Origin of the sequence: Flavobacterium sp. KS-LB2 (assembly GCF_036895565.1) — a bacterium.
Classification (GTDB): domain Bacteria; phylum Bacteroidota; class Bacteroidia; order Flavobacteriales; family Flavobacteriaceae; genus Flavobacterium.
This window is the reverse complement of the sequence record NZ_CP145904.1, coordinates 2,243,219-2,256,119: the sequence shown is the minus strand read 5'-3', so window position 1 is coordinate 2,256,119 and position 12,901 is coordinate 2,243,219. Positions and strand designations below refer to the sequence as shown.

The following is a 12,901-nucleotide window of genomic DNA, read 5'->3' as shown; positions in this document are numbered from 1 at the left end:
CGCTTTTTTCTTTACGATTCCATTAATTCTTTTGTCGTTTTGAAAATATTTTCAGAGAGATTAGTCAACCAGATTAATTGCTCAATAACTAATTGTGCTTCTTGCATTTTCAATTTAAACGCTTCTTCATCAATAGCAATTCCTGCTTTTAATTCTTTTTCTATACTGTTTTTTAATTCTGAAAAACGCATGGCTAAATCTTCTTTTGGAAGATCTTTTTTTAGGTGTAAATCGTTTACTTTCAAAAGTGAAATCGCGTTATCTAGATTTCTAATAACGGTGTCTACTACAACATTAAACGCTTCAGAAGCAGATGTGGTTTTGTGTGATTGGATGTAAGTTCCTAGCGAAGCTGATGAGGATAGCAAGGAATGATTCAGTACAGCTAGTTTATAGACTTGTGGCAACTGCTTTTGTTTTGATTTTGGTTCCTGAACCATTCTTTGGAAAGAAGCCATTAAATTACCAATTTCGATAAAAGCATTTTTTCGAGCTAAACGATACGAGGTAGAAACAGTTCCTTTTTTATTGTAAAAAAAAGAGATTTCCTTTAGGTAATTTTGATTTGCAACAATCGCTTTTTCTATATGCGACGGAATATTTAAAAATTCCCAGGAAGGCCATAAAAAGTGATTGGCAAGAAAAGCTAATGCGGAACCTACAATGGTATCGAGTATTCTATATTGAACGACATCACCAATATTGGGAGTTAATATTCCGTAAATGAAAACAACATACATGGTTACAAATGTGGCACTGACTTTATAATTTATTTGGGTGAATGAAAACCCTAAAAGCATGCTGATAATAGCAAGTACACTGATGGCGATGTTGTCGTGTAGGAATGAAAGAATCCCAAAAGCGATTAATCCACCTAGTATTGTGCCAAAAATTCGATGAAAAGACCGTTGTTTCGTTAGGCCATATCCAGGGCGCATAATTACTATAATTGTCAATAAAATCCAATAGACATTATGAAAAGGCAGTATGTTTCCAATGATAAAACCAATCAATAATGTTAAGGTTAGTCGCAGCGAATGCCTGAAAATGGTGGAAGAGAAACTGAGGTTTTCAGTCAAAGTACTCAAAGGATAATATTGGGGCGTGAGGAATTTTTCTAAGTCTTTGTCCTTTTCTTTAAAATCCTGTGAATTATAGGCTAGCGTAAAAGAACGCTCAACAATTTTTATTTTCTCCACTTGTTTTTCTGCATATTGTAGCATAGTGGTTAGCATAAAAACACCTTCAGAAGCAGGAATTTTTCCTAAATCATTTTCATAATCAGTAATGGCCAGTTGTAAATGATACAAGTCACTTTGTAAAGTATGCTTAGAAATGTATTTAGTTTGGTTTTGTACGCTTTTAGATAGTTTTTTTAAACTTGAGGCAAGATTGTAGGCTAGTTTTTGATAGGTCAATAATACCTTTGGATGATCGTCAAATTTTTGATGTAATTTATCATGGTCGAATGAAGTGGCTAATGCGAGTTCCAGGATTTCCATCAATGAAATAAAAACAATCAGCATCTTTCGGTTTTGATTAGAAGAACCAGATGAAGTATGACTACTAATCAATACCTCTCTAATGTTTTGCCGAATAGTGTTTAGGGCTACCTGAAGGTGTAATTGTTTTTCAATAATGGCTTTTTTATCGGCATCAATCGTCCATAAATCACCTCTTAGTTTTAAATATTTTGCGGTAAGTTTGATGCATTCTGCAATTTGTAGTTCAATGTAGCGATGGGGTCTTACATAATTAAAAATAAGGGAAATTAGGAGATAGAATAATCCTCCAGATAATAGTAAAAGAGCATGTTGAACCATTGCCCAGCCAGTATTGATATTGGCAAAGGCCAATGAAACCGATATTAAGGCGGAGAAAGATACCATTGTAGCCCGTTGTCCATAAACAGAAATCAGTGCTATTAAAAACAGTAACACCGCCAAAAACGGATAGAAGATAAAGGAATAGGGATAAATAATATTCACTACTATATTGACACCTGCAACAAGTAAAGCTGTAACCAGAATACCATTTATTTTATGTTTTAGATTACTAGGAATATCACTCGGATAAGTAAAAAATGCACCTAAAGCTATAGTAAAACCTATTTCGAAATTGCCCAAAAAAGAAAGCACTATAACCGGAATAACTGCTGCTATGGTTACTTTTAAAGCATTAGTAAAGTAAGTACTATCGGTAAATTTTCGGATTTTGTAAATCATATAATTGGATTACAAGCAAAGGTAAGAATTGAGCGACTCATTAAAAGAATAAATAGTGCTGTTTTTGTCTAAATGGTAAAAAAATACTAATAATCAATTCAGGATTATTCATTGTCTATTTTTTTACTATTTTTGCAGACTGAATTTAAGGACAACTTATTCCTAATTTCCAGTAGATAATACTTAATATAAAAACAATGATTTTACCAATTATAGGATACGGTGATCCAGTTTTAAGAAAAGTAGGCGAGGTTCTTTCACCAGAACATCCTAATTTGAAAGAAACAATTGCTAATATGTACGAAACAATGTATAATGCCTATGGTGTTGGTCTTGCCGCACCTCAAGTAGGATTGGCACTTCGTTTATTTGTAATTGATACAACCCCTTTTAGTGATGATGAGGAATTAGACGATACAAAACAAAAAGAATTAAATGGATTCAAAAGAACTTTTATCAATGCTAAAATGATAAAAGAAGAAGGTGAAGAATGGAGTTTTAACGAAGGTTGTCTGAGTATTCCGGATGTTAGAGAAGATGTTTATAGAAATCCAACTATAACACTTGAATATTGCGAAGAGGATTTTGTTATGAAAACCGAAGTGTTTGACGGATTGATTGCTAGAGTAATTCAACATGAATACGATCACATTGAAGGAGTTTTATTCACCGATAAAATTTCGTCATTAAAAAAACGATTAATTCAAAAGAAGTTAAAAAATATTTTAGAAGGAAAAACATTTCAAGACTACCGAATGAAATTTTTTGCTAAAAAAGGAAGATAAGAACGTTTTTAACAACTTTATCTTGGTATGATTTTTGGTTCTAATTGAAAAAAAAATAAGTCAAATTCTTAATAATAATTACACAAAACATGAATTTAGAAAAAATATTAGCCATTTCTGGGAAACCAGGTTTATATGTATTAAGAGTACAAACACGCACTGGGTTTGTTGCTGAATCATTATTAGATGGAAAAAAAATTACAGTAAACCTAAAAAGCAATGTAAGTTTATTGTCTGAAATTTCAATTTATACGTACGAAGGCGAAAAACCATTAGCTGAAATCATGCAAAAAATTGCTGATAAAGAAAATAAAGGGCAAGCAATTTCACATAAAGAAGACAATGCTACATTAACGGCTTATTTCAAAGAAATTTTACCTGATTATGACGAAGAAAGAGTATATCCTTCTGACATCAAAAAAGTTTTAAATTGGTACAATATGCTTCAAGCAAAAGGATTAGTTGTTGATGAAGCACCAGCTACTAGCGAAGAAAAACCAGCTGATGAAGCACTTGTTGCTGTTGAAGAGACAGTAGCTCCTGCTAAAAAAGCAAAAGCTAAAAAAGAGTAATACTACTTAAAAATAATATTTAATCCTGTTCAGCTATTTTCTGAACAGGATTTTTTTATTTTTACCAAAAACCATTTCTAATGAATTCAAGACAAAACCAATTGCAAGCTTTCGAAAGATTATTAGACATCATGGATGATTTGCGTGAAAAATGTCCGTGGGACAAGAAGCAAACCATGCAAACATTGCGTCATTTAACTATTGAAGAAACCTACGAATTAGGAGATGCAATTTTAGATAACGATTTAAACGAAGTCAAAAAGGAATTAGGAGACTTGTTATTGCATATTATTTTTTATGCCAAAATAGGAAGCGAAACCAATGATTTTGATATGGCTGATGTATGTAATGAAATTTGTGATAAACTGATTCACCGTCATCCGCATATTTACAGTGATGTTGTGGTAAAAGACGAAGAGGAAGTAAAACAGAATTGGGAAAAACTAAAACTGAAAGAAGGTAAAAAATCGGTTTTAGAAGGTGTTCCAAGAAGTCTGCCAGCATTAGTCAAAGCCAGTCGCATTCAGGATAAAGTGAAAGGTGTTGGGTTTGATTGGGAGGAATCACATCAAGTTTGGGATAAGGTTCAAGAGGAATTAGAAGAGTTACAAGTTGAGGTTAAAGCGGGAGATCACGATAAAATTGAAGCTGAGTTTGGAGATGTTTTATTTTCAATGATCAATTATGCCCGATTTCTGAATGTAAATCCCGAAGATGCTTTGGAACGTACCAATAAAAAATTCATTAAGCGCTTTCAATATTTGGAAAGCAAAGCAGGAGAATTAGGAAAACCCCTAATGGACATGACTTTAGCTGAAATGGATGTTTTTTGGGAAGAAGCGAAGAAGTTGTAGTGTTCAGTATTTAGTAATCAGTGCTCAGATTTCAGTCCCGATACTTCGGGATTAGTATCCAGTTTTAAATAATTAAATTATCCAATGTCAGAAAATAAAACCGAGTTAAAACGTTCATTAGGATTAATAGATGCCACGAGTTTAGTTGCGGGTTCCATGATAGGATCCGGGATTTTCATTGTTACCTCCGCCATGGCAAGAGATATTGGTTCTGCTGCTTGGTTATTGGTTATTTGGTTGGTAACCGGATTAATCACAGTGGCTGCAGCATTGAGTTATGGCGAATTAGCAGGAATGATGCCTAATGCGGGCGGACAGTTTGTTTATATTCAACGCGCTTATGGTCGATTAGTTTCTTTTCTGTACGGTTGGACTGTTTTCACGGTAATTCAAACTGGAGTCATCGCTGCCATTGCAGTTACTTTTGCTAATTACGCTGCTATCTTTTTTCCTGTTTTAGACCAAACACTGTTTACAGTTGGTTCTAACTTTGTTTTTTCGTACCAAAAAGTATTGGCTATTTTTAGTATAATTTTGCTTACTTACATCAATACTAAAGGTGTCGAAAGCGGAAAAACAGTTCAGTTGATCTTTACTTCGGCTAAATTAATAGCACTTTTTGCATTGATTGTTTTAGGATTGTATGTTGGTTTACAAACAAATGTTTTGTCCAATAATTTTGCAAATATGTGGGAAGCCAGTAAAACGGTTGTCAATCCTGACGGAACAATTACAGTAACAAAACTAGCAGGAATGGCACTTCTTGGCGCTGCTGGAGCCACAATAATCAATTCCTTGTTTTCTAGTGATGCTTGGAATAATGTAACTTTTATAGCAGGTGAAATTAAAGAACCCAAAAAGAATATTCCGCGAAGTTTATTTCTTGGAACCTTAATAGTAACCATTATTTATGTTTTAGCGAATGTTGCTTATTTGGCTTTGCTGCCTATGCAAGGAACTCCAAACGCTGCCAATATTGCCAGCAATGGAATCATGTTTGCCAGTAATGATAGAGTAGGAGCTGCTGCAGCTAGCATGATTATGGGAAATGTGAGTGTTTTTGTTATGGCTGCTTTAATTATGGTTTCTACCTTTGGTTGCAATAGCGGATTGATTCTTTCGGGAGGACGATTATTTTTTGCTATGGCAAAAGATGGATTGTTCTTCAAACAAGCGACGGAATTAAATAAAAACCAAGTTCCTGCCAAAGCATTGTGGGTACAATGTATTTGGGCTTGTGTGCTTTGTATATCTGGAAAGTTTGGTGATTTATTGACGTATGCTACTTTTGCGTCGTTGCTGTTTTATATCTTGACGATTCTGGGTGTTTTCATCCTTCGAAAAAAAGAACCTAATGCCGATAGACCCTACAAAGCCTTTGGTTATCCATTTGTACCTGCACTTTATATTGTAGTTACAGTGGCAATTTGTCTCACCTTATTGATTTATGATACCTTCAATACAGGATTAGGATTGTGTATTGTGGCGTTTGGAATTCCAGTATATTATTTTGTTATGAATAAGAAAGAATAATATGAGTGTGATTAATCTGCTAGTTTTTTAAGTTGAGTAAGATCTTTTAAAACTATTTTTTTACCAGTTAACTCAATCAATCCTAATTTATTGAAATCAGATAATAAACGAATGCAACTTTCAGTGGCTGTACCAATCATACTGGCCAATTCATCTCTGGAAAGTTGTATTTTTAAGGATTTATCTTCATTTTCACCAAAGGTATGATGCAAATAAAGAAGTGTTTCTGCTAATCTTTCTTTGACTGTTTTTTGGGCTAATTTGACCATAAGTTCATCTGCTTCTTTTAAGTCTCCGCAAATCGTTTTCATGACATTCATGGAAAACTGATTGTTTTTGTCAAAATATCCCATCACCTCTGACTTTGGAATAAAACAAACCTGCATGTCTTCGAGAGCTATAGCGCTTAGGTTTACGGGTTCATCACTAATCATAGAGCGTTGCCCTAATAATTCTCCTTTTGTAACTAATTTTACAATATGATCTTTACCATTCGCACTGAGTTTAGTCAGTTTACAAATGCCATCTTTTATGCAATAAATACCATTTACATTTTCTCCCTCTTCAAATATAACCGCTCCTTTTTTAATGGTATGGGATGTTTTACAGTCTGAAAGTTTTAGTAATTCGTCTTTAGTAAGTGCTTTTAAAGAGCTAAATTCTCTGACGATACATTGTTCGCATTTGCTCATAATTGTTTGTCATTTATTTACAATACAAAACTAACTCTTTAATATGATAAATGTCATATTTTAATTAACAATCGTTTAAGTTCTTTGTTCTAGGTAAAATGAGCAAAGTTATGGACACACAAAACTGTTTCCATTGTGGTTTAGATATTATAAAAGCAGACGAAATTATTTTTGATACTAAAAATTTCTGTTGTAACGGTTGTAAAACCGTCTATGAAATTTTTAGTCTGAATGATTTGACATGTTATTATGATTTTGAAAAATCCCCTGGAGCAACTCCGCAAGATAATAATGGTAAATATGATTTTTTAGACAATGAAAGTATTGTATCCAAATTGTTGGAATTCCAAGAAAATTCAACTGCAATTATTTCACTTAACATTCCTCATATTCATTGTAGTTCGTGTATTTGGATTTTGGAAAATCTACAGCGTCTTCAAAAAGGAATAAGTACTTCGCAGGTTAATTTCCCAGAGAAGAAAGTCCGAATTACTTTTAATCCCGAACAAGTTTCTGTTAAAACAATCGTTTTTTTATTAAACTCAATTGGATACGAACCCTACATTAGTTTAGAAAACTATGAAACGGGAACTACCACTGTCGATAGAAGTTTAACCTATAAATTAGGTGTTGCTTTCTTTTGCTTTGGAAACATCATGTTGCTTTCTTTTCCTGAATATTTTGAGGTAAAAGAATATTGGCTGGATCAATATCGTGGTTTTTTCCGTTGGTTGATTTTTGCATTAGCATTACCGAGTTTCTTTTATTCGGCAAGTGGCTATTATGTTTCGGCGTACAAAAGTATCAAAACTAAAATGCTCAATATCGATATTCCTATCGCTTTAGGAATTGTGGTAATGTTTATTCGAAGTACGTTTGATATTGTCATGGATTACGGTTCTGGTTTTTTTGATAGCTTAACGGGATTGATTTTCTTTATGCTTTTGGGTAAGATGTTCCAAATCAAAACGTATAGTTTTTTGAGTTTCGAGAGGGATTTTAAATCGTATTTTCCAATAGCGATAACCAAAATAAATTCGGATTTATCAGAAGAAAGTGTGGCGATTTACGAAGTAGAAAAAGGCGACAGACTACTTATTAGAAACCAAGAACTCATTCCTGTTGATGGGATTCTAATTTCGGAAAAAGCGGAAATCGATTATAGTTTTGTTACTGGAGAAGCAATTCCTATCACAAAACAATCTGGTGATAAAGTATTTGCCGGAGGAAAACAAATAGGGAAAGTAATCGAAATGGAAGTGCTACATTCTGTTTCCCAAAGTTACTTGACACAATTATGGAGCAATGATGTGTTCCAAAAAAATGTAGCGCAAAAACACAAAACGATTACCGATAGCATTAGTCGCTATTTTACGCCTATTTTATTACTGATTGCTTTTGCGGGATTTGGCTATTGGATTTTTATTGATGCCAACACTGCTTTCAATGTCTTTACAGCAGTACTTATTGTGGCTTGTCCTTGTGCTTTGGCATTAACTGCGCCTTTTACTTTTGGGAATGTATTGCGAATAGTAGGAAAACAAAAATTCTATCTCAAGAATGCTTTAGTGATTGAACAATTAGCGAAAGTAGATACGATAGTTTTTGATAAAACAGGAACGATTACAACTAACATAAAATCGAATATTTCTTATGAAGGAAGTGTTCTATCTGATGAGAATTTATTGCTTATAAAAAATGTGCTACGCGCCTCCAATCATCCGTTGAGCCGCATGTTATATGACTATTTACCTATTCCAATATTGCAAAGTAAATCAGGAAATGATACTAAAAAGTTGAAAGTGGATCATTTTGAAGAAATCACCGGAAAAGGAATTCAAGCACAGATTTTTGGTCACCAAATCCAAATTGGTTCTGCCGATTTTGTTGGAAAAATTGAAGAAAAGAACGTCCAGCAAACTTCAGTTCACATCAAGATAAATAATGTTTATTTCGGGAAATTCATTTTTAATAATCAGTACAGAGAAGGTTTAGAAGCGCTTTTTAGGAACTTAAGTGCTAACTATCAGATCAAAGTTTTATCAGGTGACAACGAAGGCGAACGAGAAACTCTTGAACAGCTTTTGCCGAAAGGCACGGAATTAATTTTCAACCAGAAACCAGAGCAAAAATTAGAATTTATAAAAAAATTGCAGGATGAAGGTAAAAATGTAATGATGGTAGGCGATGGACTGAATGATGCCGGGGCTTTGGCGCAAAGCAATGTTGGAATATCTATTTCTGAGAATGTTAATGTTTTTTCACCGGCCTGTGATGCTATTTTAGATGCTAGTGAATTTCAAAAATTAAACTATTTCTTGAAATTATCTAAGAACGCTATTACGACCATTAAAATGAGTTTTGGACTGTCTTTATTATACAATGTGGTGGGATTATCATTTGCCATTACGGGGAATTTATTACCATTGGTAGCAGCAATTATAATGCCTTTAAGTACTATAACGATTGTAAGTTTTGTAACGGTGATGAGTAGTTATTATGCAAACAAAAGATAGGATTATAAAAGTTTTTGAATTGTGCTTTCACATAAATTTAACATAGATTAACAAGTATGACAAATGTCATATTTTACTCCAAAACGTCAAAGTAACTTTGTTAACACAAATTAAGGTATGAGTGTCATCTATTTATTAATCACCATCAGTATCATCGTTGCTATTGGTTTCTTTATTGCTTTTATACGAGCGGTAAAAACGGGACAATATGATGATGATTACACGCCATCAGTCAGAATGCTTTTTGACGATGAGCTAATTCAGTCGAAAGCTAAAAAAACGAAATCCAAGGATACTAGTATTCTATAGCTTTCAATAAATCAAATAATAAACAACTTTAAAAATAATTATATATATGGAAATGCAGCAGTTTTATTATGACAACAAAATTGTAAAAAAATTCATTTACGCTACCATTGTCTTTGGAGTAGTAGGAATGTTAGTAGGTCTTACATTGGCCTTTATGTTCCTTTTTCCAAATCTTACTGATGGCATATCGTGGTTGAGTTACGGTCGATTGAGACCATTACATACCAATGCGGTTATTTTTGCTTTCGTAGGAAATGCCATGTTTGCGGGTATTTATTACTCTTTGCAGCGACTGTTAAAAGCCAGGATGTTCAGTGATTTTTTAAGTAATCTTAATTTCTGGGGGTGGCAATTAATCATCGTTGCGGCAGCCATATCATTGCCATTAGGATATAGTTCTTCAAAAGAGTATGCTGAGTTAGAGTGGCCAATAGATATTGCAATTGCATTAATTTGGGTTGTCTTTGGTATCAACATGATTGGAACCATTTTAAAACGTAGAGAGCGCCATTTGTATGTTGCAATTTGGTTTTACTTGGCAACATTTGTAACTGTGGCAGTTTTACATATATTCAATAGTTTAGCATTACCGGTTTCTGGAATGAAAAGTTATTCCGTTTACGCAGGAGTTCAAGATGCTTTAGTGCAGTGGTGGTACGGTCATAATGCGGTTGCGTTTTTCTTGACAACACCTTTCTTGGGATTGATGTATTATTTTATTCCAAAAGCGGCGAATCGTCCGGTATATTCGTACCGATTGTCAATTGTTCACTTTTGGTCGTTGATTTTCATTTATATCTGGGCTGGACCTCACCATTTATTATATTCGGCTTTGCCTAACTGGGCGCAAAATTTAGGAGTAGCTTTCTCGATTATGTTGATTGCGCCATCTTGGGGAGGAATGATAAACGGACTATTAACGTTAAGAGGAGTTTGGGATAAAGTACGTGTAGAGCCAGTCTTGAAATTCTTTGTAGTTGCAATTACAGGTTACGGAATGGCCACTTTTGAAGGTCCAATGTTATCCTTGAAGAATGTAAATGCTATCGCGCATTATACGGATTGGATTATAGCTCACGTTCACGTAGGTGCATTAGCTTGGAATGGATTTATGGCTTTTGGTATGATTTATTGGTTGGTTCCTAGAATGACTAAAAGCAATTTGTACTCAGTTAAGTTGGCTAATTTTCACTTTTGGATTGGAACACTAGGGATTATTTTATATACCATTCCAATGTATGTTGCTGGTTTTTTACAAGCATCTATGTGGAAACAATTTAATCCGGACGGAACTTTAACGTATGGTAACTTTCTGGAAACAGTAACTCAAATTATGCCAATGTATTGGATGAGAGCTATTGGTGGAACACTTTATTTAATTGGAATGTTCACCTTAGTGTATAATGTAATTCAAACGGTTCGATTAGGTTCTAAAATTGAAGACGAATTAGCGGAGGCTCCTGAGTTAATAAAAATTAGTGCAGGAAGAGTAAAAGGAGAAAAATTTCACCCTTGGTTAGAAAGAAAACCGATTCAATTAACCATTTTGGCAACTGTTGCTATTTTAATTGGAGGTGTTATCCAAATTGTTCCTACAATTATGGTTAAATCGAATATTCCGACAATTGCCAGTGTTAAACCGTATTCTCCATTAGAGCTAGAAGGTCGTGATTTATACATTCGTGAAGGTTGCGTAGGATGTCACTCACAGTCAGTTCGTCCTTTCCGTAGTGAAGTGGAACGTTACGGACCACAATCTAAAGCTGGGGAATTCGTATACGATCATCCATTTCTTTGGGGATCAAAACGTACCGGTCCGGATTTATTAAGAGTAGGAGCGAAGTATAATGACAATTGGCATTTTAACCACTTTTGGAATCCTCAAAGTATATCAGCAGGTTCTATTATGCCAGGATACAAATGGCTGTTTGACAATAAACCAATGGACGTTTCTTTAACGCAAAAGAAAATGCAAGTTATGGTCACATTGGGTGTTCCTTATACAGAAGCTCAGATTGCAAGCGGTTTAGACGATTTAAGAAAACAAGCTGTCGCTATTGAAGAGAGCTTGAAAAACGATCCTGATTTTGTAAAAAGTTATGACGAAAGCAAGAAGAAAGCTGAAGCTAGAGGAGAGAAATTTGTTCCAATGAACGAAAGAGAAATAGTTGCTTTGATTGCTTACATGCAAAGATTGGGAACGGATATTAAAGTAAAAGATGTCGCTAAAAAATAAAAATTATGTTCGAACAAATAAAACACAATATGGAAACGATAGACGGTGTGGCAATATATCCCATCCTATCATTATTAATTTTTTTCGTCTTTTTTGTAGGACTCGGTCTATGGGTGTTCTCCTATAAGAAAGAAAGGATTAATGAATTGAGTCAAATTCCATTGAGGGACAATTAAATAGTATAATTTTTTAAAATTTAGAAAATGAAAAAATTAATTCCAGTATACGTTAGAGTACCTGTTATTTTCTTTGCTGTAATGATGGCAATGGAATACTTCATAGATTCAGGAGATCGACCTGCGTTTATAAAATTTCCAATGGTTTCTGTATTCTTATTCGTGTTCCTTTTCCTTTTGATAGCAATAGAAATTACGATTAAGGCAGTTGACAATATTACCTATCATTTATTGACCGAGGAACAAAAAAACAAATTAAATGAAGCAAATGAGTTGAGTTTCAAGGATAGCGAATGGTACAAAAAGCTGATGGAAAAATTGACTAAAACAGAGCCTTTAGCAAATGAAAATCAGTTATTATTAGAACACGATTACGATGGCATCAAAGAATTAGATAACAATTTGCCGCCTTGGTGGGTATATTTATTCTATGCGTGTATTGTTTTTGGGGTTGTTTATATGGTTCGATACGAAGTTTTAGGAGCTGATAATCAAGAAATGGAACTTAAAAAAGAAGTGGCTCAAGCCAAAATAGATATTGCAGAATATATGAAAACTGCACCAGATTTAATGGATGAAAAAACGGTGACCTTGTTAACAGATCCTGCTGATTTAGCAGCTGGAAAAGAAATATTTACCACAAATTGTGCTGCTTGCCACAGAGCTGATGCTGGAGGACAGATTGGACCAAATTTAACAGATGAAAAATGGATCTTAGGAGGCGGAATAAAAAATGTATTTCATACGCTGGTAAACGGAGGACGTGACGGGAAAGGGATGATTTCATGGAAAGGTACCTTGAAACCTAAAGAAATGCAAAAAGTTGCCAGCTACATTCTATCCTTACAAGGAAGTAATCCTCCTGATGCTAAAGCTCCAGAAGGGGAAGTTTGGGTAGAGGAAAACGCCACAGTTGCTGTTAAATAATAAGTACAAACACACGTTTTTATTTAGCTTAAGAATTTTAATAATTATTTCAAACCTGTGTTTTAAATAAAAAAAA

11 protein-coding genes are annotated in these 12,901 nt (G+C 34.1%); 9 read left to right on the top strand and 2 right to left on the bottom strand.

Annotated features, from left to right (window positions below):
• Positions 1 to 11 precede the first annotated feature (11 nt).
• Positions 12 to 2,225, bottom strand: coding sequence for an FUSC family protein (locus V5J73_RS09620; RefSeq protein ID WP_338645417.1), 2,214 nt, complete (start codon positions 2,223 to 2,225; stop codon positions 12 to 14).
• A gap of 197 nt (positions 2,226 to 2,422) precedes the next feature.
• On the opposite strand from V5J73_RS09620, the gene def reads away from it, so the two are divergent.
• The 4 genes from def (at position 2,423) to V5J73_RS09600 (ending at position 5,969) form a co-directional block, all read left to right on the top strand.
• A complete protein-coding gene (def, locus tag V5J73_RS09615; RefSeq protein WP_338645414.1) occupies positions 2,423 to 3,010 on the top strand; it encodes a peptide deformylase in 588 nt (195 codons plus the stop codon).
• 89 nt (positions 3,011 to 3,099) lie between these two features.
• Positions 3,100 to 3,582: a DUF5606 family protein gene (locus V5J73_RS09610; RefSeq protein WP_338645411.1), complete on the top strand. Its 483-nt coding sequence runs from the start codon at positions 3,100 to 3,102 to the stop codon at positions 3,580 to 3,582.
• Between the two features lie 80 nt (positions 3,583 to 3,662).
• Positions 3,663 to 4,436, top strand: coding sequence for a nucleoside triphosphate pyrophosphohydrolase (gene mazG / locus V5J73_RS09605; RefSeq protein WP_338645408.1), 774 nt, complete (start codon positions 3,663 to 3,665; stop codon positions 4,434 to 4,436).
• A gap of 84 nt (positions 4,437 to 4,520) precedes the next feature.
• Positions 4,521 to 5,969, top strand: a complete 1,449-nt coding sequence (locus V5J73_RS09600) for an APC family permease (protein WP_338645406.1) — start codon at positions 4,521 to 4,523, stop codon at positions 5,967 to 5,969.
• An 11-nt stretch (positions 5,970 to 5,980) separates the two neighbouring features.
• Here the strand turns inward: V5J73_RS09600 and V5J73_RS09595 are convergent, their stop codons facing one another.
• Complete coding sequence (locus tag V5J73_RS09595) at positions 5,981 to 6,661, bottom strand: Crp/Fnr family transcriptional regulator (protein ID WP_338645404.1); 681 nt, start codon at positions 6,659 to 6,661, stop codon at positions 5,981 to 5,983.
• 110 nt (positions 6,662 to 6,771) lie between these two features.
• On the opposite strand from V5J73_RS09595, the gene V5J73_RS09590 reads away from it, so the two are divergent.
• The 5 genes from V5J73_RS09590 to V5J73_RS09570 all read left to right on the top strand — a co-directional run bounded on the left by V5J73_RS09590 (position 6,772) and on the right by V5J73_RS09570 (position 12,825).
• On the top strand, positions 6,772 to 9,177 hold the full coding sequence (locus V5J73_RS09590; protein WP_338645402.1) for a heavy metal translocating P-type ATPase: 2,406 nt from the start codon (positions 6,772 to 6,774) through the stop codon (positions 9,175 to 9,177).
• Positions 9,178 to 9,294: 117 nt separating this feature from the next.
• Positions 9,295 to 9,486, top strand: a complete 192-nt coding sequence (gene ccoS / locus V5J73_RS09585; RefSeq protein ID WP_338645400.1) for a cbb3-type cytochrome oxidase assembly protein CcoS — start codon at positions 9,295 to 9,297, stop codon at positions 9,484 to 9,486.
• 46 nt (positions 9,487 to 9,532) lie between these two features.
• On the top strand, positions 9,533 to 11,722 hold the full coding sequence (ccoN, locus tag V5J73_RS09580) for a cytochrome-c oxidase, cbb3-type subunit I (RefSeq protein WP_338645397.1): 2,190 nt from the start codon (positions 9,533 to 9,535) through the stop codon (positions 11,720 to 11,722).
• Between the two features lie 5 nt (positions 11,723 to 11,727).
• Positions 11,728 to 11,898, top strand: coding sequence for a cbb3-type cytochrome oxidase subunit 3 (locus V5J73_RS09575; protein ID WP_338645395.1), 171 nt, complete (start codon positions 11,728 to 11,730; stop codon positions 11,896 to 11,898).
• A gap of 27 nt (positions 11,899 to 11,925) precedes the next feature.
• The gene (locus V5J73_RS09570; RefSeq protein ID WP_338645393.1) at positions 11,926 to 12,825 is read left to right on the top strand and encodes a cbb3-type cytochrome c oxidase N-terminal domain-containing protein; all 900 of its coding nucleotides are present in this window, start codon (positions 11,926 to 11,928) and stop codon (positions 12,823 to 12,825) included.
• Positions 12,826 to 12,901: the final 76 nt, after the last annotated feature.

What these genes read in the sequence shown, in the direction of transcription:
- V5J73_RS09620 (WP_338645417.1), bottom strand. Translation starts at nt 2,225, where the DNA reads ATGATTTACAAAATCCGAAAATTTACCGATAGTACTTACTTTACTAAT.
- def (WP_338645414.1), top strand. Translation starts at nt 2,423, where the DNA reads ATGATTTTACCAATTATAGGATACGGTGATCCAGTTTTAAGAAAAGTA.
- V5J73_RS09610 (WP_338645411.1), top strand. Translation starts at nt 3,100, where the DNA reads ATGAATTTAGAAAAAATATTAGCCATTTCTGGGAAACCAGGTTTATAT.
- mazG (WP_338645408.1), top strand. Translation starts at nt 3,663, where the DNA reads ATGAATTCAAGACAAAACCAATTGCAAGCTTTCGAAAGATTATTAGAC.
- V5J73_RS09600 (WP_338645406.1), top strand. Translation starts at nt 4,521, where the DNA reads ATGTCAGAAAATAAAACCGAGTTAAAACGTTCATTAGGATTAATAGAT.
- V5J73_RS09595 (WP_338645404.1), bottom strand. Translation starts at nt 6,661, where the DNA reads ATGAGCAAATGCGAACAATGTATCGTCAGAGAATTTAGCTCTTTAAAA.
- V5J73_RS09590 (WP_338645402.1), top strand. Translation starts at nt 6,772, where the DNA reads ATGGACACACAAAACTGTTTCCATTGTGGTTTAGATATTATAAAAGCA.
- ccoS (WP_338645400.1), top strand. Translation starts at nt 9,295, where the DNA reads ATGAGTGTCATCTATTTATTAATCACCATCAGTATCATCGTTGCTATT.
- ccoN (WP_338645397.1), top strand. Translation starts at nt 9,533, where the DNA reads ATGGAAATGCAGCAGTTTTATTATGACAACAAAATTGTAAAAAAATTC.
- V5J73_RS09575 (WP_338645395.1), top strand. Translation starts at nt 11,728, where the DNA reads ATGTTCGAACAAATAAAACACAATATGGAAACGATAGACGGTGTGGCA.
- V5J73_RS09570 (WP_338645393.1), top strand. Translation starts at nt 11,926, where the DNA reads ATGAAAAAATTAATTCCAGTATACGTTAGAGTACCTGTTATTTTCTTT.